The 21,215-nt window shown below is 60.3% G+C and carries 23 protein-coding genes and 1 pseudogene; 5 read left to right on the top strand and 19 right to left on the bottom strand.

Features of this window, described 5'->3' with window-relative positions:
- Positions 1 to 136 precede the first annotated feature (136 nt).
- The 6 genes and pseudogenes from CFter6_RS18900 to CFter6_RS18875 form a co-directional block, all read right to left on the bottom strand.
- A complete protein-coding gene (locus CFter6_RS18900) occupies positions 137 to 439 on the bottom strand; it encodes a hypothetical protein (protein ID WP_061541228.1) in 303 nt (100 codons plus the stop codon).
- Positions 440 to 464: 25 nt separating this feature from the next.
- Positions 465 to 1,946, bottom strand: coding sequence for a DegQ family serine endoprotease (locus CFter6_RS18895; RefSeq protein ID WP_061541227.1), 1,482 nt, complete (start codon positions 1,944 to 1,946; stop codon positions 465 to 467).
- 105 nt (positions 1,947 to 2,051) lie between these two features.
- Positions 2,052 to 2,324 carry a BrnA antitoxin family protein gene (locus tag CFter6_RS18890; RefSeq protein WP_061541226.1) on the bottom strand — a complete coding sequence of 91 codons (273 nt, stop codon included), beginning with the start codon at positions 2,322 to 2,324 and terminating at the stop codon, positions 2,052 to 2,054.
- The gene (locus CFter6_RS18885; RefSeq protein ID WP_417924778.1) at positions 2,308 to 2,592 is read right to left on the bottom strand and encodes a BrnT family toxin; all 285 of its coding nucleotides are present in this window, start codon (positions 2,590 to 2,592) and stop codon (positions 2,308 to 2,310) included. The genes CFter6_RS18890 and CFter6_RS18885 overlap by 17 nt, the downstream gene beginning before the upstream one ends.
- A gap of 95 nt (positions 2,593 to 2,687) precedes the next feature.
- Positions 2,688 to 4,009, bottom strand: a pseudogene (locus CFter6_RS18880) (sensor histidine kinase).
- Positions 4,006 to 4,662: a response regulator gene (locus tag CFter6_RS18875; protein ID WP_061541224.1), complete on the bottom strand. Its 657-nt coding sequence runs from the start codon at positions 4,660 to 4,662 to the stop codon at positions 4,006 to 4,008. The pseudogene CFter6_RS18880 and the gene CFter6_RS18875 overlap by 4 nt, the downstream one beginning before the upstream one ends.
- A gap of 393 nt (positions 4,663 to 5,055) precedes the next feature.
- On the opposite strand from CFter6_RS18875, the gene CFter6_RS18870 reads away from it, so the two are divergent.
- Complete coding sequence (locus tag CFter6_RS18870; protein ID WP_061542468.1) at positions 5,056 to 6,333, top strand: SGNH/GDSL hydrolase family protein; 1,278 nt, start codon at positions 5,056 to 5,058, stop codon at positions 6,331 to 6,333.
- Between the two features lie 22 nt (positions 6,334 to 6,355).
- On the opposite strand, the gene CFter6_RS18865 is transcribed toward CFter6_RS18870, so the two are convergent.
- The 11 genes from CFter6_RS18865 to CFter6_RS18815 form a co-directional block, all read right to left on the bottom strand.
- A complete protein-coding gene (locus CFter6_RS18865) occupies positions 6,356 to 7,906 on the bottom strand; it encodes a carbamoyltransferase family protein (RefSeq protein WP_061541223.1) in 1,551 nt (516 codons plus the stop codon).
- Positions 7,907 to 8,018: 112 nt separating this feature from the next.
- Positions 8,019 to 8,741, bottom strand: coding sequence for a DUF6071 family protein (locus tag CFter6_RS18860; RefSeq protein WP_150118813.1), 723 nt, complete (start codon positions 8,739 to 8,741; stop codon positions 8,019 to 8,021).
- A complete protein-coding gene (locus CFter6_RS18855) occupies positions 8,738 to 9,988 on the bottom strand; it encodes a Mur ligase family protein (RefSeq protein WP_082814868.1) in 1,251 nt (416 codons plus the stop codon). The genes CFter6_RS18860 and CFter6_RS18855 overlap by 4 nt, the downstream gene beginning before the upstream one ends.
- 15 nt (positions 9,989 to 10,003) lie before the next feature.
- The gene (locus CFter6_RS18850; protein WP_061541220.1) at positions 10,004 to 11,164 is read right to left on the bottom strand and encodes a DegT/DnrJ/EryC1/StrS family aminotransferase; all 1,161 of its coding nucleotides are present in this window, start codon (positions 11,162 to 11,164) and stop codon (positions 10,004 to 10,006) included.
- Complete coding sequence (locus CFter6_RS18845) at positions 11,161 to 12,009, bottom strand: formyltransferase family protein (RefSeq protein ID WP_061541219.1); 849 nt, start codon at positions 12,007 to 12,009, stop codon at positions 11,161 to 11,163. Before CFter6_RS18845 ends, CFter6_RS18850 begins: the two co-directional genes overlap by 4 nt.
- Entirely contained in the window at positions 12,006 to 12,770 is a 765-nt protein-coding gene (locus tag CFter6_RS18840) for a glycoside hydrolase family 99-like domain-containing protein (RefSeq protein WP_167351417.1), read from the bottom strand. The genes CFter6_RS18845 and CFter6_RS18840 overlap by 4 nt, the downstream gene beginning before the upstream one ends.
- The gene (locus CFter6_RS18835; protein ID WP_061541217.1) at positions 12,760 to 13,443 is read right to left on the bottom strand and encodes a phytanoyl-CoA dioxygenase family protein; all 684 of its coding nucleotides are present in this window, start codon (positions 13,441 to 13,443) and stop codon (positions 12,760 to 12,762) included. The genes CFter6_RS18840 and CFter6_RS18835 overlap by 11 nt, the downstream gene beginning before the upstream one ends.
- Positions 13,444 to 13,487: 44 nt before the next feature.
- Positions 13,488 to 14,045: a glycoside hydrolase family 99-like domain-containing protein gene (locus CFter6_RS18830; RefSeq protein WP_061541216.1), complete on the bottom strand. Its 558-nt coding sequence runs from the start codon at positions 14,043 to 14,045 to the stop codon at positions 13,488 to 13,490.
- On the bottom strand, positions 14,042 to 14,824 hold the full coding sequence (locus CFter6_RS18825) for a glycoside hydrolase family 99-like domain-containing protein (protein WP_061541215.1): 783 nt from the start codon (positions 14,822 to 14,824) through the stop codon (positions 14,042 to 14,044). Before CFter6_RS18825 ends, CFter6_RS18830 begins: the two co-directional genes overlap by 4 nt.
- An 18-nt stretch (positions 14,825 to 14,842) precedes the next feature.
- Positions 14,843 to 15,400 (bottom strand): hypothetical protein, encoded by a 558-nt coding sequence (locus CFter6_RS18820; protein ID WP_061541214.1) that lies wholly within the window; start codon positions 15,398 to 15,400, stop codon positions 14,843 to 14,845.
- Positions 15,401 to 15,451: 51 nt separating this feature from the next.
- Positions 15,452 to 16,003, bottom strand: coding sequence for a glycoside hydrolase family 99-like domain-containing protein (locus tag CFter6_RS18815; protein WP_061541213.1), 552 nt, complete (start codon positions 16,001 to 16,003; stop codon positions 15,452 to 15,454).
- Between the two features lie 603 nt (positions 16,004 to 16,606).
- Here CFter6_RS18815 and CFter6_RS18810 point away from each other — a divergent pair.
- A complete protein-coding gene (locus CFter6_RS18810; RefSeq protein ID WP_061541212.1) occupies positions 16,607 to 16,831 on the top strand; it encodes a VF530 family protein in 225 nt (74 codons plus the stop codon).
- A gap of 143 nt (positions 16,832 to 16,974) precedes the next feature.
- Positions 16,975 to 17,367, top strand: coding sequence for an SRPBCC domain-containing protein (locus tag CFter6_RS18805; RefSeq protein ID WP_061541211.1), 393 nt, complete (start codon positions 16,975 to 16,977; stop codon positions 17,365 to 17,367).
- A 27-nt stretch (positions 17,368 to 17,394) separates the two neighbouring features.
- Here the strand turns inward: CFter6_RS18805 and CFter6_RS18800 are convergent, their stop codons facing one another.
- Positions 17,395 to 18,468 carry a zinc-binding dehydrogenase gene (locus CFter6_RS18800; RefSeq protein WP_061541210.1) on the bottom strand — a complete coding sequence of 358 codons (1,074 nt, stop codon included), beginning with the start codon at positions 18,466 to 18,468 and terminating at the stop codon, positions 17,395 to 17,397.
- A 62-nt stretch (positions 18,469 to 18,530) separates the two neighbouring features.
- Here CFter6_RS18800 and CFter6_RS18795 point away from each other — a divergent pair, with 62 nt between their 5' ends.
- Positions 18,531 to 19,475 (top strand): LysR family transcriptional regulator, encoded by a 945-nt coding sequence (locus tag CFter6_RS18795; protein ID WP_082814865.1) that lies wholly within the window; start codon positions 18,531 to 18,533, stop codon positions 19,473 to 19,475.
- 169 nt (positions 19,476 to 19,644) lie between these two features.
- Here the strand turns inward: CFter6_RS18795 and CFter6_RS26080 are convergent, their stop codons facing one another.
- Entirely contained in the window at positions 19,645 to 19,806 is a 162-nt protein-coding gene (locus CFter6_RS26080) for a hypothetical protein (RefSeq protein WP_167351416.1), read from the bottom strand.
- Between the two features lie 39 nt (positions 19,807 to 19,845).
- Between CFter6_RS26080 and CFter6_RS18790 the strand changes: the two genes are divergently transcribed.
- A complete protein-coding gene (locus CFter6_RS18790) occupies positions 19,846 to 21,108 on the top strand; it encodes a hypothetical protein (protein WP_061541208.1) in 1,263 nt (420 codons plus the stop codon).
- Positions 21,109 to 21,215 lie beyond the last annotated feature (107 nt).

Here is a 21,215-nt window from a genome sequence, read left to right as displayed (position 1 = left end):
ATTTCAGCGGCACTGCTCGCACGACAATGAGCACAGATGAAAAATGCATATAGATCAAGCACATAGCTGAAACGCACAAGAGTTATCAACAGGACTGTCCACAGTTTCTGTGGGTAACTTTGACGGGAATGAAAATTCAGTCAATCACCACCGCCATGAAGACGGTAGACAGGCTGAGCAGGGTCAGGCCAAAGATGAAGGCGATATCGGCGTATTGCTCCAGGCGCGTGTTGCGGCTGGAACGCATGGAGGCATACGACAGCACGCCGCTGGTCAGGAACACCAGGCTGTTGAGCGCCAGCAGGTGGCTTAGCCAAAGCGCCAGCCCGCTGAAGCGCGCCAGCTTGATGATCGACAGCGCGGTGATGCAGACGCCGATCATCGTGGCGGAAGAGGGCAGGATGTGTTGCGACAGATTGTTGTTGGCCAGCTTGATCATCGTTTTACATCCTGAGGTTGCGGCCTTAGCCCAGGTTGAGCGGGACGAAGATCTTGTCCTTGTCACGCTGCACCAGCAGCGCCACGTTCTTGCCGGCCTTGCTCACCAGCTGGCGCAACTGCTCGACGCTGTTGACCGGCTTGCCGTTGAGCGACAGGATCACGTCGCCGCGCTGGATGCCAGCCAGCGCCGACGGTCCGGAAGCATCTTCCACCACCAGCCCGCCGTGGATTCCGACCTGCTGCTGTTCGTCCGGGCTGAGCTGGCGCAGCGCCAGTCCCAGCCGCGCCTGCGAACCGGCGCCTTCGTCGTTGCTGGCGGTTTTCACCGCTTCCGCCTCGGTCGGCTTGACGGTCAGCGTCTTGGGCTGGCCGTTGCGCACCACTTCAATCGTGCTGGCGGTGCCCGGCGCGGTGTCGGCCACCAGGCTCGGCAGGTCGGACGAATGGCTGATCGGCTGGCCGTTGAAGCGCAGGATCACGTCGCCGGTCTGCAGGCCGCCCTTGTCAGCCGGACTGCCCTTGTCGACCGAACTGACCAGCGCGCCGGCGGCGCTCTTCAAGCCGAACGATTCGGCCAGCGCCTGGTTCACCTCTTGCACGCTGACGCCGAGATGGCTGCGTGTGACCTTGCCGTGCTTGACCAGCTGCTGCTCGACCTTGGTCGCGACATCGATAGGAATCGCAAACGACAGGCCCTGGTAACCGCCGGTCTGGCTGTAGATCTGCGAATTGATGCCGATTACTTCGCCTTTGATATTGAACAGCGGACCGCCCGAGTTGCCGGGATTGACGGCGACGTCGGTCTGGATGAACGGCACGTAGGTATCGTCCGGCAAGGAGCGCGACTTGGCGCTGACGATGCCGGCGGTGGCGGTATTTTCGAAGCCGTAAGGCGAGCCTATCGCCAGCACCGGTTCGCCGACCCTGGTCAGCGCCGGATTGCCGATCTGCACGATCGGCAGGTTCTTGGCGTCTATCCGTATCACGGCGATGTCGCTCTGTTTGTCGGAGCCCAATACCTTGGCCCTGAATTCGCGGCGATCGGTCAGCTTGACCGTCACTTCCGAGGCGCCCTCGACCACGTGGGCGTTGGTCAGGATCAGGCCGTCGGCGCTGATGATGAAGCCGGAGCCTTCGCCGCGCATGATCTGCGGATGGCGCGGGATTTGCAGCTGCGGGCCGAAGCGCTTGAAGAATTGGGAGAAAGGATCGTTCGGATCGAGTTCATCGTCCTGGTCGGACACCGCACTCTGTTTTGCCTTGCCGGTGACGCTGATATTCACCACGGCCGGCCCGGCGCGTTCGACGATGCCGGAAAAATCGGTGGCCACCGCAACTGCCGGCGCGGTATTGCTCGCCGCCGGGGCTGCAGGGACAGGAGCGACGATCGCTGCATTGGCGTTGTCGATGCCGATATCGCCGTTCTTCGAATGCAGGTAGGCGCCGCCGGCCACCACCAGGACGGCGATGGCAATGGTGCTGCGGGTAAAGGTCTGACGATTCATGCTGTGCTCCTTGCAGATGGACTAGAACTAGCACACAGCATAAATACGAAAAATTAAAGCAAACTTAAACAGTAAACCAGGCGCTTGTTTCAGATCACGGATCAATCACCGGTGGCGAACCTTGTCCAGCATGGCTGCCCGCAAGATATCGTTCATGCGGCTTTGGTAACCTTTTCCTTCTTCCTTGAGCCACCCCACGACATCGGCATCAATGCGTACCGTCAACTGCTGTTTGACAGGGCGATAGAATTTCCCGCGGACTGCGCCTTGCCAATCCTGTTTGGTGGTGGCGGGGAGGTCGGAGAAATCGATATCGCTCTCTGGTTTGGCGGCCAATGCTGCCAGTTCCTTGCGGATAGATTCAGGTACCTTGCTCATAGATTTTCCTTTCCAGTTTTGTCGCGCGCCGCGCCGAGATGATGCGAATATGTTCTGAGCCGCTTTCTGCTTCATGCCAGGTATGGGCAACCAACAACAAGATGACGCCGCTGACCATGCCGATGGTCTGCCATCGCTGTTCGTTGTTTTCGACGCGATCTTGCCTGGTGATATGCAAAGGGTCGTCAAAGACATGTGTCGCGGCCTCAAAATTGAGGCCATGTTTGCGCTGGTTACTCTCGTTTTTTTCATCATCCCATGAAAACAATTGTAACTCCAAATATGTAGTTACATTATTGTAGTTTTAAATTGTCAAAAAAATACTGCTGATGAGGGTGTTTGAGCAATAGCTTAAAGAGCTCGTCAGACGCCGAAACGCACGCTGGCGCGCAGCCCATGCCCGGTATTTTGCAGGCTGACGCTGGCCTGGTGGGCGTCGGCGATCTGCTTGACGATCGCCAGGCCGAGGCCGCTGCCGCGCGTTTGCGACTGGCTGTCGGCGGCGCGGTAGAAACGATCGAACACGCGTTCCAGGTCGGCCTCGGGAATGCCGGGCCGCCGTCTTGCACGGCTACGGTGACACCGGCGGCGCCGGCGGCCAGCGAGACGTCGATGGTGCTGCCGGCAGGGCTGTACTGCAAGGCGTTGTCGATCAGGTTGTTGAACAGGATGCGCAAGGCGTCGGCATTGCCGGTTACGCTGGCCGGCGTCTCGGTGCTGATGCCGAGGTCGACCTGGCGTTCGTGAGCCGCCAGTGCGAAGTCACCGATCACGCTGTGCAGCAGTGCGCGCAAGTCGAGTTCGGCATGGGCTTGATCGAAGGCGCCGGGTTCCTGGCGCGCCAGCGTCAGCAGTTGCTGCAGCAAGTGGGTGGCGCGTTCCAGACCTTGTTTCAGGTCGCCGAAAGCCGCTTGCCGCTCGTTCTCGTCGGCGGCGCGTTCCGCCAGCTGGACTTGCAGGCGCAGGGCAGTCAGCGGCGTGCGCAGTTCGTGCGCGGCGTCGGCGACGAAGGCGCGTTGCGCCTTGATCGATTGTCCCAGGCGCGCCAGCAAATCGTTGAGAGCCCGGGTCAGGGGTTGAATTTCTCCTGGCAGGGTGGCGTCGGGGATCGGCGACAGGGCATGCATATCGTGCATGCTGCGTGCCTGGACTTCCATCGCCACGCGCCTGATCGGCGCCAGCCCGCGGCTGACGGCGACCCAGATCAGCACGCCCAGCAGCGGAAACAGCAGCAGCAGGGGGGTGACGGTCTTGACTGCCATCTGCGCGGCGATCTGGTTGCGGGCGCTTTGCGGCTGCGCGATCTGCACCACGGTATTGCCGATCTGCGCGCTGTAGACGCGCCACAGGCCATTGGTCTGGCGGACGTTGGTGAATCCCAGTTCGGCTTGCAGCGGCAGGCGGGCCTGTCCATGCGAGTGGTAGATGACGACGCCGGTGTTGTCCCAGATCTGGATCATGATCTGGTCGTCCAGCTCGGGGCCGCCGTCGCCATTCTCTATCATCGGCGAAAACGCCTGGCGCGGCAGGGACGCGACGATCTGCCGCATCTGGTAATCGAACAGTTCGTTGGCTTCGCCGCGCGCCTGGAAATACAGGGCGATGCCGGCCACCAGGATGGCGCCGCTCAGGCCGAGCGCCAGCCACAGCAGCAAGCTCCTGCGTATCGACGGCGCCGATTTCATTTGGCCACCATGTAACCGATGCCGCGCACATTCTTGATGAAGTTGCTGCCGAGTTTTTTGCGCAAGGCGTGGATGTAGACCTCGACCGCATTGCTTTCGATGCTGTCGTCCCAGCCGTACATTTTTTCTTCCAGCTGCGCGCGCGACAGCACTACGCCGGGGCGATCGAGGAAGGCGCGCAGCAAGGCGAATTCGCGCGCCGACAGGTTCACCTGGCGGCCTTCCAGCAAAACTTCATGGGTGGCCGGGTTGAGCGTCAGTTGGCCCAGTTCGATCAGCGGTTCGGCGCGTCCCGACTGGCGCCGCAGCAGGGCGCGGATGCGGGCCGCCAGTTCTTCCAGGTCGAACGGCTTGACCAGGTAGTCGTCGGCGCCGCCGTCGAGGCCGGCGACCCGGTCCGAGATGGAGTCGCGGGCGGTCAGGATCAGTACCGGGATGCGGTTGCCGCCGGCGCGCAGCGATTTCAGCACTTCCAGGCCGTTCTTTTTCGGCAGGCCGAGATCGAGCAGCAGCAACTGGTAATCTTCCTGCGCCAGCGCGCTGAGCGCCGCGGCGCCGTCCTGCACCCAGTCGACGGCGAAACCGTCCTGGCGCAATCCCTTGCGCACGGCTTCGCCCACCATCAGATCGTCTTCCACCAACAGCAAACGCATGGGCCCGGCTCCTTCGCAACATAGCGGAAATGACGACAGTTTAGCCGGATTGAATTAAACGATTCTTAAAGCACTGCGCGACAACTCTGTGCAGCGATGAAAAACCTATACATATCAGTCACATAGCTAAAACACACGGGAGTTATCAACAGGACTGTCCACACTTTCTGTGGGTAACCCGGAATTAGAGGTAAACATCGGAAAGCGCCGGCCGTCATCTTAATGTCACCTGCATATTATTTCCTTGTGTCAATATTGTCGCGGCCATATCAATGATGGCATTTTGCTATCGATGGCAAGCGCTGTTCCCGTGATCCAGAGACTAACGAGACAACAAGGAAACCAATAATGAAAACTCTGTTTTTACTTTGTGCTTTGTGTTCGAATCTAGCCGTGGCAGAAGTCCAATCCGATGCAAAACCCGATCCTGCTTATACCCACCGGTTATCGTCGTCCGGGCCGCTCTCCAAAGAGCAGCTCCTGAAACAGCAGGCGCAAAAGCCTGCCGCGCGCAGCATGGCTGCGACCGCGGCGGCCAGCACCAGTACTTACACTTATTTGCGCTGCTGGTACCGCACCGGCAGCAATCCGGCCAAGCCAACCACTACCTATGTCTGGGGGCTGGATCCGTCCAGCGGCGATTATTACCGTATCAACGGCTACTGGTGGGCCGGCGGCCTGCTCAACTGGGAAAACATGTTTTACAGCGATGTCGCGCAGGATACGCTGCAATCGGTATGCCAAAGCACGCTGAGCGCCAAGGGCATCAGCCAGCCGGTGGCGATGGTGGCGGCCGCCGACAATGCGCTGTCGTTCAACTACACCGTGTGGACCAACGACAGCGTGGTCCAGGGCGGCATCAACAAGATCGTCGCGTTCGGCGACAGCTTGTCCGATACCCAGAACGTCTACAACGCCTCGCAATGGAAACTGCCGAATTCCGGCAGCTGGTTCCTGGGCCGTTTCAGCAATGGCAAGAACTGGGTCGAATACCTGGCCGACAACCTGCAGCTTCCCTTGTATAACTGGGCTATCGGCGGCGCCGGCGTGAGTACCCAGAACCTGGTGATTCCGGGCGTGATCCAGCAAGTGCAGTCGTACACCGAGTACATGCAGAAGGCGCAGAATTACCAGCCGCAAAACACCTTGTTTACCATGCTCATCGGCGGCAACGACCTGGTCAATTACAACAGCACGGTCGACCAGGTGATCAGCGGCCAGAGCCAGGCCTTGCAAAGCCTGATCCAGGCCGGCGCCAGGAATATCCTGCTGCTCAAGCTGCCCGATGTCTCCAAGGCGCCTGTGTTTACCATCAAGACCAACGGTCCGGCGGTAGCGGCGCAGGTGATCGACCTGAACACACGGCTGGCGGCGCTGGTCGCTTCCTTGCAGGCGCAATACGGCGCCAGCCTGCATATCCGCCTGTTCGACAGTTATGCGCTGTTCAACGACCTGCTGGCCAACCCGGCCAAATACCAGGTCAGCAATACCAGCCAGTCCTGCCTGAACATCAACACCGATTCCAGCACCAACTACCTGAGCACGCAGACCGCGCGTTCCCAGTGCAGCAATCCGGACAGCTTTGTGTTCTGGGATACCCTGCATCCGACCACGCATACGCACAAGCTGCTGGCCGATGCGGTGACGGCTTTTTACAAGGCAGGCCAGTAACGCCGGCGGTCCTGGTGCGGTTTTAGCGGTTGAATGAAAAGAGAAGAGCCGGGTCTGACCGGCTCGCTGTCACCGGCGGGCCTGGCTTTTCTTCTGTTCCATCGCAGAACACCGGCACTCCATAGGTGATGGCAAAGCGGGCGGCATCCTGCCTGTCGTTGACGAGCGGTTCACCTTTTACATTCAGGCTTGTATTGAGCAGCATGGGGCAGCCTGTGGCGTCGTGGAATTCACGCAGCAATGCGTAGAATCCAGGATTGTCCGCTGCCGTCACGGTCTGCACGCGCGAGGTGCCGTCGACGTGGACAATGCCTGGAAACTGTTCAGGCTGTTTGCACCTGGCGGTAAACTGCATGTAGGGGCTGGAAGGCAGGCCCATGTCGAAATAATCTGCCGCCATTTCAGCCATGATGGCCGGCGCGAACGGTCTGAACTTTTCCCGTTGCTTGATGGCGTTGACCTTCGACTGGCTGTCGGCTATCCGTGGATCGGCCAGCAGGCTGCGATTACCCAGCGCACGCGGGCCGAATTCGGCCCGGCCGTTGGCGATGCCGACGACTTCGCCGGCAGTCAGGCGCCGCAGGGCCTGTGCGACGGGGTAGGAACCGTCGATACAGTGTCCGAGAAACGGTCCAGGCCAGTGCACGAATTCCTTCATGGTAGCCAGCACGCAGCCTATGCTACTGCCGGCATCGCCAGGGCAGGGCATCACCCATATGTCGTCCCAGTCGCCGCTATCCGCCAGGCGCCGGTTGGCTACGCAGTTGAGGGCGCAGCCGCCCATCAGCACCAGGTTCCTGCTCGGCAGGGCCTGGCCCGCAAAGCGCGATGCGTGCAGCAGGATGTCATCATAGATTCTTTGGGTCGCAGCGGCGATGTTTTCGACGTCCGTGATATCCGGCGCCCACCATCTGCAGCCGCGATGCAGGTTGTGGCGCAGCCGGACCGACGGATGGTCCTGCCGCCACACAAAAAAATCGGCCTTGATCCTGTCGTAATATTTCAGCGGGTCGCCGAAGGCCGACAGGCCCATCAGGATGTACTCTTCTTCGTTCGGCTTGAAGCCGCAGCGCTGAGTCATGGCGGAATACCAGAGGCCGACCGAATGCGGGTAGCGCTGGCTGAAGCGGAGCTTGAGCTGGGTTCCAGCCGCTTCCCAGATGGTAAAGGTTTGCCATTCGCCGATGGCGTCAAGCACGATGATCGTCGCATCGCGGAACGGCGATGTGTAATATCCGGCTGCCGCGTGGCTCAGGTGATGACTGACGAATGAAACAGGACGGGAGACCTGCAAGTACCTGGACAGGTAGCGAGCGATATTTTCCGTCTCTCGGATTTCCTGCCATTGCCCCGCCAGCACCTGCCTGGTTTTCTTCAGCCAGGGCCGTTCGTACCAGACGATCTGCCCGGGTTCGCCATAGGCAAGCGCATCCGCAATCAGGCCGGGAGCAAGCTCGCAGTCATTCTTGATTTTGGAATAACGTTCCGCGTGCGCTGCAAATACCAGCGCGCCGTCGGCAAATACCGCCAATGCCGCGTCATGGCTGCGGGCAGAGATGCCCCAGGAAATCATGGCGGCTGCAGTTATTTGTAAATGTAGGGATCGCGCTTCCTGATGGCGCGCATTTTTTTCTTGTACGCCCGCGCGGTGCTCCAGCGTTGCAGCAGGTGCTTGAGATATTTCATCATGCCAGTCTCCTGTCTTGAATAAAGGCGTGCAAGACGCCGGCCCAGTAACGGTGCCCGTCTTCGCCAAAATGCACATTGTCGCCGGCGCGCGTCTTGAATCCTTGCTGCGTCAGGATCTGCACAAAACCGGTGCTGTCTTCGAATGGCTGGTAGTAGGCTGCAAGATCGACCTGGCTGCGGAAGCCGGCATATTCCTGGGTTTCAGGAAGGCCCTGGTAGGCGTTGCAGAACATGTAATTGATGTGGTTGATCTTCAGGTAGCTTTGCATCATGATGACTTCGGCCCAGAGCCGCGAGTAAGTCTGAACGTCGCTGGTGCGCACCAGCATGTGGAACTTGAAGTATTGCTGGACCGCATAAGTGAAGTCGGCGAACCACCTGGAGCGTTCCACGCCCGGACACAGGCTGAGCCAGATCCGGTTGCGGTCGTCGTAGAGTTCGAAGCGGTCGCGGCCGGTCCACATGATCACCACGAACAGCTGGTCCGCCGGCTTATGATATTTACCTATCCAGTCGATCGTGGTGCGCGTGATCCGTTCGTTGGAACCCCCGGGCATCGCAATGTTGACGTAATCGTCGCAACCCATTGCATCGGCAAGGCGGGCGCCGAATGCTTTTTCCGGCGAATAGCCGTGCGGCGCCACGCCAAGCGTATCGATTTCCGACCCCGCGGTGTGGCTGCAGCCGTTGACCAGCAATATTTTTTTTGGAGCCATCATGTCCATCCTTCGTGAACCATCGCTGCGCCGCCGATGATTTCCCGGACGATATCGGCGTCGCACATGGGATGCCAGGCGTCCCGCACGCATTGGTGCGTCTCCGGGCCGCGGCCGGCGAGCACGACGACATCGTCGCCCGAGGCCGCTTCAAGTGCCGCGATGATGGCCTGCCGGCGATCGGGATTGACGCTGACCTCCCGATGCCCTTGCAGCCCAAGCCGGATATCTTCGATGATGGCCAGCGGATCTTCGTTGCGCGGATTGTCGCTGGTAAGGAACACGCGGTCGGCCGCCATGGCCGCCTGGCCCATCAGTTTCCGCTTGGGCCGGTCGCGGTCGCCGCCGGCGCCGAAGACGATCGATATGCAGCCGTGGCTCAATCGGCGCGCCGTGGCAAGCGTGCGGCAGATGGCGTCAGGCGTGTGAGCATAATCCAGCACGATCCATGGCGCTTGCCCGAGTATTTCGAAACGGCCCGGAGGCGGCGCAGTGGCCGCAATGGCATCGGCTGCCAGCTGCGCCGGAACGCCAGCGCCGATCGCCGCGGCCAGTGCGGCTAGCGCATTTTCCGCATAAATTTCACCAATCGCCCGCAGCGTCAGTTCCAGCGGCACCGGACCGAGGCCGGCGGCTGCCGACAAGCGCAGGCGGGTGCCGGTCCAGCTCACGGCTACCTCGTCCGCGATAATGTCCAGCGCGTGCCATGGCTGGCCGCGCGATGCAGCGCCGTAATAAATGATCCGCGTTCCGGCCGGCGTGACAGCTGCGATGGCTTCCGATGCCGGATCGCAGCCGTTGAGCACGGCGATTCCCGTCTCCGGCAGATTGATGAATAGCTGCGTCTTGGCGGCCAGGTAGTTTTCCATCGAGCCGTGTATATCCATATGTTCGGGAGTCAGGTTGGTAAAGACGCCAACCTGGCACGGCCAGGCTTGCACGAACCCCTGGGCCAATGACCAGCTGGCCAGCTCAAGCGCGGCATAACGGCCGCCGCGCTGCAAGACCGCGCGCATCGTCTCTATCAGGCCGGCGTAGCTGCGCGGCACATCCATGCGCTCGCTGCCGAGGTAGGCGCCGATGCTGGTGATGCGAGCCACCGGCTGTTGCAGGCAGCCAAGCGCGTTCGCCACCATGCCGGTAGTCGACGTCTTGCCGTTAGTCCCGGTGACACCTACCGTCAGCAGGGAGTCGCTCCATGCGGGTGGCGAAGGTGGGCGCATGCGAGGCAGCGCAGCGTGCCTATCCATGGCGCGTCCGCATTTTCATTGCAGCTCGCCTTCGCGGACAAATGGCGCCGCGGTTTTGCGCAAGCGGGCCAGGCAGGCGGCCAGCGCAGTTATGACACAGTCTGCGTCTGCCAGTGTCATGTCGGAATGAATCGGCAGGCAGACGTGGCGGGCGCAAACATCTTCCGCCACCTGCAGGCTGGTGTTGTCCATGCCGGAAAAAACCGGCTGCAGGTGGAGCGGTACATCGTAGACGCCGGTTCCAAGCTGGATGCCCGCCGTCTCCTGCATCATGGAGCGCAGCATCGTCCTGTCGCAGCCGGCATCGAGCAGCACGACATATTTATGGTAGTTGGAACGTACGCTGGCTGCTTCCAGGACCGGCGTGACGCCGTCGAGGACAGCGATGCGCTGGTCGTATCTTGCGGCGACAGCGCGTTTTGCCGCGATGAATTGCTGCAGCCGCCGCAGCTGGACCAGGCCGACCGCCGCATGCATTTCGCTCAGGCGCCAGTTATAGCCAAGCCGGATGTGGCAGTTCTCGGCAAAAGCCTGTTTGCCCTGGTCGCGAAGGATGACGGCTTCGCGCGCGATCGCTGCATCGCGTGTGACGATGGCGCCGCCTTCGCAGCAAGTGACGATCTTGGTCGGATAGAACGAGAATGAACCTGCTGCGCCGAGCGTTCCTGCCGCCCGTCCCTGATAAGTCGATCCCAGGGCGTGCGCTGCATCCTCAACCAAGTGTATGCTGCGCGCCTCGCAAAATGCTTTGATCGCACCCAGTTCCGGCGAAATGGCGCCGCCGATATGCACCATGACCACCGCCGCGGTATCGGTCGTCACGGCGCGTTCGACGCTGGCCAGGGTGAGCATCATGGTCTGTGCGCCGACGTCGGCAAACCGCAGGCTGGCGCCGGCATGCAGCGCGGCGGCGGCTGTTGCAAAAAAAGTATTGGCAGGAACCACCACCTGTCTTCCCTGCACGTCCAGCGCGCGCAAGACGATTTCCAGTGCGCCGGTGCCGTTGCTGACGGCGATTGCGTGCGCGCCGCCATGCATGCTGGACAGAGCCTGTTCGAAAGCCTCGGTGTAAGGCCCGAGGATGAGCCGCCCGCTTTCGAGAATCAGGCGGATGTTTCTGGTGATTTCGTCGATATCCTCTGCCGGCATGACGATCTTTGCCGAAGCGATGTTCATTGCCAGCCTCCCTCGAATTCGAAGCGTACATAACCATCTGCGCAAGCGATCACCGCGTGGCTGCCGCTGCCGGTCGCCACCTGTCCCGGCCGGTGCCGCTCTCTGCGCGGCAGGGCAATGCATTCGCAGCCGCGGATGGCGCGTCCGCCGAATCGGGGAAACTGGCGCGGCGGAAAAATCAGGGAGCGGACCCAGCCATCGACAACACGCGCCGGCCGCTCGAAATCGCCGACATCCAGGGCCTGGAAATCGATCGAGTCGCGCGCATAAAAAACCGCCTGGCCGGCAGCTTGCGGCTGCAGGACGTGATCGGCGGTCAGCATGCCGGCGAATTGTTCCTTCAGCAGTTCGAACCCGTGGCGTTGCAGAAGGAGATACAAATCGAAGGCGGTATGAAACGGTGAAACCTGGAACTGACGTGCGGCGATCACCGGTCCCGCATCCATTTTTTCGGTCAGCTGGTGAAGCGTGGCGGTTGCGGCCGATTCACCGTTGCGCAAGGGCCAGCTGCTGTTGAGGCAGCCGCGATAGCCAGGCAGCGCCGCCAGGTGGAGATTGTAGGCGCGGGCGCCGCCCAATTCTTCGATGCGGACCTTGCGATCGTATTCGACCGACAGGAATATGTCGCCGGCAGTGAGACTGGCCGCAGCGATGTCGGCGACGATATTGACGTCAAGCTGGCGCGCAGTCCGGCGCAACGACGGTTCCCAGCTCAAGGCGGCAGCGTCGCCGGCATTGGGCAGCGCCAGCAGCGTATAGCCGGTTGCGCCGATCGCCTGCATGTCGCGGGCATGGCGCAAGCTATTGCAGCCGATGAAGCTCTTGCCGGCGATTAGCAGTTTCATAGCACACCTTCCAGCTGCCTGGACCTGGCGTGAATCTGCTCCAGGAAGCCTGAGCCAAACCGTTCGCTTGGTTCGATCGCCGATGCCTCGGTCCATTCGTTGTAGGCATGCAGGAAGACCACACGGTGAGCCGGGTGCCAGCGCTCGTTAAAGGCAATCGCCTCATCCAGGAAACGGCCGAACAGCTGCGGCGTGACGCCGGCCACGATCGGCCGCCAGGGGAAACCTCGCACCTGGCGGATGTCGGCGACCGGCGCGCCGCGCAGCGTGGCATCCCAGCCGGCGCAGACCACAGGCAGGAACGGGATGCGAAGCCGTTGCTGAAGGCGGTGCCATTCGGCCACCCGCTTCGGTATGAGTTCGCCGTACCATTGCACCGGCGGCCCTTCCCAATCGGGCAGCATGCCGTATCCGGTGACGGCGTCTACCGGCAGGCGCTGGAGAATCCTGGTGTGGTACTCGTCGATGAGCGGAAAGACGCCGATCAGGAACGGATTCACGCCGAAATGGGAAACCAGCTTGCGGCGGATGTACTGCAGCAGGAACAGGAATCCGTCTGTGCCGTAGAGCTTGTCGAAGTCGGTAACGTTGAGCAGCGACAGGACCGGACGGCCGTCAATCCGGAGAAACGCCCGGCGCGAAGCAAACTGCGCGATCCAGTCGTCGAGGAAACCATCGACTGCGCCGATGCTCAGCCGCCCCGAACGCTGGATGACGGGGCGCAGCGGCTGCGGGTTCACGGGCGCCGGGTTAGTCGACATGGCAGGCCGCATCCGATGCGGCTATAACATGGGCCGGCGCAAGATCGAGCGGCGCAAAATAGCCGCCGACAGACATCGGGACTTCGGTGTTCACGCTGCGCATGCCGGTGTTCTCGAACAGGCGCGCCGGCACTGCGCGGAAGTCGAAACTGAAGCGGGTGACCTGGCTTTCGTTGACGACATTGCCATGCATGAGGTTGGCGCCGTCGAACACCAGGATCTCGCCGTACTGGGCGACATAGGGATGGAAATCCTGTTTCCCCTCGCTCGATTCGATCCATACCGCTGTGTGTTCCGAGACCGGCGTGAGCGGCACCCAGAAATTGATTTCGGCAGTGTGATGATGGTTGTCGCGGTCGCGATGGAAACCGGATACGGCGACGTTTCCGGGCAGCTGAAAGCGGAAGTTCGGTCGCGCCTGGTACACGATTTCGTCGCCGATCATCGGTGCGATCTGGTCCCTTATGAAACGGCCGTAGACATCGAAGAATTCCTTGCCGATCGCATACAGCCGATGGTGCAGCTCGGTGGATTGTTCAATGGCGCAGTCGAATCTCGGATATTGGTGGACATGATGGATGGCGGCGAGGTTCGAGCACCTCAAGTGGCTGGCGACGATGCGCGCAAAAGGATAGCGCTCTGTGTCGTACTTCACGATCAGGTGATTTAGCATGGAAACCTCGTTTTCTTCGATATCGCAACGCCTGGCCTGGCCGGTTATTTCTTTTTCTGCCTTGGTCCGATTTGCGTCAGCCGCATGGCGGCGCTGAGCGAAAGCTGGTCGAGGCAATTCGGCCCCAGCACCCGGCCCAGTTCGCCGATGGTGAACTCGCTGTCCGGCACGGCCTTTCCTGTAATCCGGTCGACGCTGATTCCCATGCCATCGGCAACCAGCGGAATCGGGAAATTCGTGTGGGGCAGGCGCAGGCACCAGGTGGTTCCGACTTCGAATGCGGTATCGGCTGCAGTGTCGGCTGCGGCCGCTGCATCGAGGGCAGCGTCAAGCGGCCCGGCCATGATCGGGCCGTCGTTGCCGTAATAAAAAAAATAGGTGAAGCCATTGATGCCGGCGTCGGCGGCTTCCTGTACCTGCCGCCTTGAACACGATTGCTGGCTATCGTCATAGAATCCGGCAGCAGGGCGCGACGGCATCTGGTGCCCGTCAAAATAAGGAGAGAACCTGTCAAACAGGCTCCATTCGTCAAAATCGCCGCGGAATTCATTAGCGTGCCAGCCAGGATAGACATAGGCGATGAATTGTGTAGGTTGTTTCATGTCGATATGTTCCTGTGGTTGGCGCCATTCAAGGCCAGGTTCGACGCCGGTCCGAGCGGCGTCAGGCGTGTCCGCTGTTGCAGCTGCCGCAGGAACTGGTCGCCGAAACGGTCGCTCGGTTCGATCGCGGAAGATTCCGTCCATTCGTTCCATGCGTGCACATAGACCACGTTGAGGTCAGGGTGGTGGGCAAGGTTGAAAGCGACCGCGGCATCGATGAAGTGGCCGAACAATTCGGCGTTGACGCCGTCGACCACCGGGCGCCAGGGAAACCCGCGGCAGTTGCGCAAGTCCGCCGCCCATTCGCCGCGCACAGTGGCATCCCATCCAGCGCACACGACGGGAAAGAACGGCACCCGCAGATTACGCTGCACCATGGCCCATTCGGCGGCCCTGCGCGGAATCAGTTCGCCATAGTGCTGCACCGGCGGGCCGGTCCATTCCGGCAGCAGTCCGTAGCCTGTAGCGCCGTCGATCGAAGTCTGGTTCGCCAGCGCGCAGTGCTTCAAGGTAGCCTCGCCAAACACGCCGATGACAAAAGGGTCCTGTCCAAGGCGCCTTTGCATGATCTGGCGTGCTGTCTGGATGATGAGCTGGAATCCGTCCAGGCCATAGGTATTCACGAAATCGCCCAGGTTCAGGAACGAGCACACCGGCCGGCCGCCGATGCGGAAATACGAAGGATGCGCGCAGTAGCGCTCGGCCCATCCTTCGAATAGCGCAATCATGCTCTGCCAGTCGAGCAGCTCGAGCCGCTCGTGCGGATTGTCCCGGTCCATGGCGGCGCCTTGGCGGGATTACTTCTCGCTCTTCGCGAATACTCCCGATGTCGCCAATCCTTCCAAGGTGGTTCGCAATTCGGCAAGCGTAAATGCGCGCAAGGCCGAGTGCGAGAGCGAATGCGTCAGCAGTTCCACGGTGACCTGGTCGAAGACGTCGACATGGCGGGCCTGGCGCGAAGCCAGCCTGGCGACGCCAACCAGGTCTTCCAGTTTCAGCCGCGCAAACTGGGGCCGCATGATGGCGCCCAGCTGGTTCATCGTCAGGCTGTCCAGTACCGAACTGCGGCCATGGGTGGCTTTCGCATGCTTGCTGCACAGCTCGACGATGCCGAATACCGATGACACCGGCAGGAACGTTGCGTTGTGGCTGCGAATGGTGGCTTCCAGCGCGCGCAGCGTCACTTTGCCGGCGTTGCCGCCGGCTACGTCGAGCTCGGTGACCGCGCCGACCAGTTCGCGCAGCTGGCCGAATGTAATGTCGACTGGGTCCACTACGTAGGACCTGATGACATCAATCAAATCTTCAACCCAGTCGTGGTGGAACCAAGAGCCATAGTCGCCGTCGTCGGACATGATGTTTCTCCCTTTTTTCGCCGGTCATCGGCGCATGTGGTGGATAAGCGGCTATCTGCAGTTTTTCATTCGCAGGAATGAAGCAACCGAGAAGCCTTCCAGTTCGGAATCTCCGATGAGTTCGGAGACTTCGCTAAAAGTGTGCTGCCGTCGAACTTCTGTCTGCCTGGAATTATCCGGTTGCGGACAGGGTTCGGCCGCGGCCGGAGGGGAATCGCGCCAGTGGCGGTAATCGAGCGGCAGCGGCAGTGTGCGATGCGGCAAACGCAGGCAAAGCGTCAGCGATAATTGAAACGCAGATACCGTTCCGGCGCGCGCGAATGCTGCATCGACAGGCGCGTCGAGGACGAAGCCGCCGCGCCGGTAGTAAGCAAAATAAGAGAATCCGGCAATGCCATAAGCGCTGGCCTGGCGCATGCTTGCCTCAGCTGTTTCGGGGCGGGAGTCGTCGTAGTATCCGGCCTTCGGCCTTGGCGGCGCCACGTGTCCTTCGTAGTAAGGCCGGAAGCGATCGAGCAGTTTCCACTCCTCGAAACCAGGGCGGAATGGCGACGCGTGCCAGCCGGGATAGACGTACGCGATGAACACGGGAAGCGCGCTCACGATAAATCCTGAGGTAATAGTTTGCCCACAAGCGTCTCCCGCATTGCTACGCGCATTGCCTCGATCAACTGGAATTGTCTACCCGCGCATATTCGGCGTGGTCCGCAAGATTCAGGTGCACGGATACGTGCGTTTGCAACGCATCGTGCACGGGCCGGGAATTTCTAGTTTGTCGTTTTCGGTCCGTCGAATCTACGTGTATTTAACATAGCTTCTGCTTTCCGTAAGTCAAGTTTTTTGACTTCGCATCGTGCTGGATTTGATTGCGCGACACCAGGATATTCTGAACAATAATTTGGCATGGCTCGTATGAAAAAAAACGATTTAAAAAAATCTCATAGCTAGGTCGCACCTCGCCACGCATCGGGTATTCCGGAAAATTATTTTTTTCTGAAAACATATTCCAACAAACACCTGTCACTTTTAACAGGTGGAAAGTTGCGCCATGCCTGACAGGAACTGAAAGTTTTCGACAGGTTTCCCGTCAAAAAACCGTTTTAGGATTTGTGGAGCAGAATGACGAGGCGGACGCAGCACACAGCCGTTTCTCCTGATCGCCTGGCGAGCCCGTAAAATAGCAGCTTGAATTAGACCGAGAAGCTCATGACACAACACACACAGAACCACCTGCACGGCGTCACGCTGGAGGCCATGCTGACCGAACTGGTCGCGCACTACGGTTGGGAAGGCCTGGCGCAGAGGATAGACATCCGCTGCTTCAAGGCCGATCCCAGCATCAAGTCCAGCCTGACATTCTTGCGCAAGACGGCGTGGGCGCGCGAAAAGGTGGAAGCCCTGTATGTCGGCATGCGGCGTGCAATGAAATGAGTTTTGCAAAATGAGGTAAAGTTTTGTGGTGGGTTTTGTGACTGCGGGCAGCTTGCAGCCGCCTCGGAAAACTCTTTACCGCGCCAGGACTTCCCGGCTTGCCATGGCGCCTGTTGATTCACAGCATCGAAGGAAGAACCAGCATGCGCAATGTGATTTATAAAACGGTGGTCTTGAAAGCGACTCCCGACGCTTTGTTCGACATGTATGTCGATCCGGTGCTGCACCAGGCGATCACCGGCTTGCCGGTCACCATAGGCGCCGAAGCCGGCGCCGAGTTCGTGGCTTTCGACGGCACCCTGACCGGCGTCATGCTGCAGGTGGTCAAACCGCGGCTGATTGTCCAGACCTGGCGCTCGCCGGCGTTTGCCGAAGACGATCCGGATTCGATCCTGATCCTGTCGTTCCACCCGCAAGGCGAGCATGGACGGATTGAACTGGTGCACCTGGACGTGCCGGACCAGGATTACGAAGAGGTCAAGCTCGGCTGGCGCGAAAAATATTTCGAGCCATGGCGTGAATTCCTTGCGAACTGAACCATCGCCGGCGCCGGATCATTGATCTCACTGCGCAAAAAGCGCGACTGTTGCCTGCAACCCCTGCATTTTGGCAGCATGGTCTATGGCTTCCTCCAGGTCCGGGAAGGTAAAGCTTTTCACCTCGATGTCGTCCAACGACAACAGTCCGGACCTGATCAGCGACAGCAGCGCCAGGTAATCGCTCGGCGTATACATGAAATGGCCGATCAGTTCCCAGCTGTTAAGCAGCATGTCGCCATAAGGTATCGGCAGGGGACCTTGCATGCTGCCCATCAGCACCAGCCGACCGCCGCGCCGCAAGCTGCGCAACAGCGCCAGCGTACTGTTGGCGTCGCCAGCCTTGCCGACCATGTCGAAAGCCATCTCGATGCCGCCGCCGGCTGCGGCCCGGATTCCTGCCGTATCGGCGCTGCTGTCGCCCGAGAGCAGCACCGGCACCACTCTTCCTCGGCCTAATTCCACCAGTTTCCGGAGCGCTTCGGGGCGGCGTCCCAGCGCGATGACTTTAGCCGCGCCCAGCGCCAATGCGGCCAGCACCGCCGCCGACCCAAAATAGCCGCCGGCGCCGTTGATGGCCACCGTTTCACCGGCCGCCAGGCGGCCGCGGCGCAAGCCGCCGAACGGCACCACGAATTTCGCCAATACAGCCAGCCGTTCGCTGCTCAAGTGATCGAGCCCATCCAGCGGCAGCAAGGTGGATGCGGGGACGTCGGCCACTTCCCGCAAGCTGCCGTGCGGGAATTCCTGGAGCATCTGCGCGCTGTCCAGGCTGATGCCGGTCAGGCCGATCAGGACCTGCGGCGGTTCGGCCACTGCCTCGTTGGCGATCCAGTAGGGATTGATGGCGACCCGTTGTCCCGGCCGGAACTGCTGCACGCCGGCGCCGACGGCGAGGATGCGGCCGATGCCATTGGTGCCGGGCGTGAATGTGCCGGGCGGATAGGCGTAGGGTAAATCGCCCTTCAGGTAATCGCGGGTATAACTCAGCAGCGGCACTGCTTCCATGCGCAGCAGCGCGGCGCCGGCGCGCAGCTCCGGTTGTGGTATTTCTTGCAACGCCAGCGTCAGTTCCGCGCGATTGAACATCCATGCTTTCATATTGAGCTCCTGTGGGTTTCCGGTTGAACGATGATTGAACTCTAGAGCGTCAGGACGTATATTTGAAATCAATTAATGGCATAGGACCTATCAACGTGATTGATTTGCGCGGTGTCGACCTCAACCTGCTGGTGTCGCTCGACGCCTTGCTGGAAGAGTGCAATGTGACCAAGGCCGCGGCGCGGCTGCACCTGACCCAGCCGGCGGTGTCCACGCAGCTGTCGTGGCTGCGCAAGATTTTCGACGATCCCTTGCTGATCCCGGCCGACAGCGGCCGCGGCATGACGCCGAGCGCGCGGGCGCTGGGACTGATCGTGCCGCTGCATGCCGCGCTCAACGATTTGCAGGCGGTGGTCAGGCAACGGCCGGTGTTCGACCCTTACCGGGACAGCCGGCGTTTTGTGATTGCAGCCAACGATAATGCGGCGGCGGTGCTTGGCCTGCGCCTGATGGAGCAATTGCCGCAGCTGGCCGGCGTCGGCATCAAGATCGCTTTTGTGAATGCCGACCAGCGCCAGGTGGCGCTGCAGCTGGAGCGTGCCGAGATCGACCTGCTGCTCGGTTCCGAGCGCATGGTGCCGCCGTCGATGAAAGCCAGGAAACTGTACGACGAACGGTTTGTGATGGTGCAAAGGAAAGGGCATCCGCGCGGCGCCGGCCCGCTGGACATGGACCAGTACTGCAGCCTGAAGCACGTGCTGGTGTCGACCAGCGGCGGCAGCTTTTCCGGTTTCATGGATGAACACCTGGAGCGGCTGGGCCGTCGGCGCGAAGTCTGTTTATCGGTGCAGAATTTCACGCTGGTGCCGGATCTGTTGTGCAATAGCGACTATGTTGCAACCTTGCCAAGCCGTTTGTTTGCGCGCTATCGCGACAGGCTGGATGCTTTTGAACTGCCTTTCCAGGCCGAGAATTTTTCCCTGTTCGCCGCCTGGCATCCTCGCAACCAGGCTGATCCTGCGCTGCTATGGCTGCGTGAAGCGCTGGCTGCCATCAGCGCCGGCTAGTCGTGCTGACAAGGGTCGACTAGCAAGCTGGGGTAACGGCGTTGTCATAGTTGACATGACTGTCAGGCGCACGGATTTGTAAACCTGTTAAAAGTGACAGGTGTGGCAGTTTCCAATTCTCACTAGAATAAAACCGTCTATCGGAGCCTATCCTCTCCTATGTTGATATTTAGCCCGCTGCCGCAAGGCGGTGGGCTTTTTTTTTGATTTCCTCCAGGCGCCGCGGCATCGCGCTCCAGGATCGCTTGGCCGCAACCGCGCCATGAGCGCGGTTTTCCGTGGCCGCGACGGAGATTGCCTGCTCCCTGTACTTCCGCTTAAGATCTGCCATTGCTCGACGCCGGATCAGTTTCGCCATAGGGAAAACAGGATGCAAAAAATCAAACCAGCCATATCTGCGCTTTTATTCTTCGGCTGCGCCTTGCTGCTTGCGGCTTGCGCCTCCCTGTCCACCTCGATTTCACAGTTCAAGGACGGCAACTATGTCGCCAGCGTGCAATCGACCCTGGTCTACCTCGACGACAAATACAAGAAAGCGGATTACGACGACAGCGATGAAAGAAACGGCATCCGCGAGCGCCTGCGGATTATCGAAGACAGTTACGCTACCACGGTGCAGACCGTCAGCGACCAGGAATACGACAGGAAGATAGCCGCTTATTCCGATCTGCTGGCAATCCGGACCATGCTCGCCAGCAGGCCCTATTACGCAAAATATACGGATTTGCCGAATCGCTATCTTGAGGTCGGCTTGCGGGAAAACCTGGCCGGCCAGTACTACCTGAAAGCACGGGCGGCGGCCGCCGCCAAGGATGACCGGATGGCAGCCGTCAGCTATGCAGCGTCTTATGACGCCTACCAGAAATACGGCGAGTTCAAGGACGCCAGGAAACTGGCCGACAAGTACAAGTATGCGGCGGACAGCAAGGACGCCGCCAGCTATTACCAGCAGGGGACCGAGCTGGCGGCGAATAATCCGCAGCGCCGCAAGGCGCTGTACCGCGACGCCAGTCTGGCTTTTTTCAACGCCTACGACATCTACCGCCAGCACGGTCCTTACAAGGATGCGCAGCCGCTCTCCGACAAATACCGCAACATGGGCGCCGTGGTGCTGCAAATCAGCAGCAATGAACCGAACAGCGAGATCACCAGGAGCGTGCTGGCATTGTTCGATCTCGGCTTTACCCGCTTTCAATACCAGGGCGGCGGTGCCGCCGACCTCGGCATGTACCTGAATACCTCTTACGTGTACCAGCCGCCCAAGTACCGGCAGTACGTAGAGGCAATGAGCGAGAACGTCGAATATAAAAAAGCCGACGGCACCACCGCAGTGCGCACCTATCGCTTCAACCGCAGGGTGGTCGAAGAAGCCAACGCCATGCAGATCATCCTCGACCTGTCCGTGACCAGGGTGCCGCCGCTCGACCTGCGTTATAACGAAGTCGCCGAAAGCCGGCGGGCGACGATCAGCTATTACGGCGATGTGCCGGGCAACGGCCGCTACGGCTACCGTACCGAAGGTTACCTGATGGACCGCGACCAGCTGTGGCGGGCGGCCCAGGCGCAGCTGATCAATCGCCTCAACAGCGACAACCGGATCAGGATGATCCAGGACGACATACGCAACTTCTAAAGAATGGTCTTGCCGGAAGATTCCCGGCTCATCCTGCTAAACTGTGGAACCCTTGCCGCGGGGTTTCGCCCCCATTTTTATTTCAGCTTCTTAATTGTCTATCACTT

The sequence above is a fragment of the Collimonas fungivorans genome, from assembly GCF_001584145.1.
In the GTDB taxonomy this organism is placed as follows: Bacteria; Pseudomonadota; Gammaproteobacteria; order Burkholderiales; family Burkholderiaceae_D; genus Collimonas; species Collimonas fungivorans.
The sequence above is the reverse complement of the archived record's forward strand: the minus strand, read 5'-3'. Positions and strand labels throughout refer to the sequence as shown.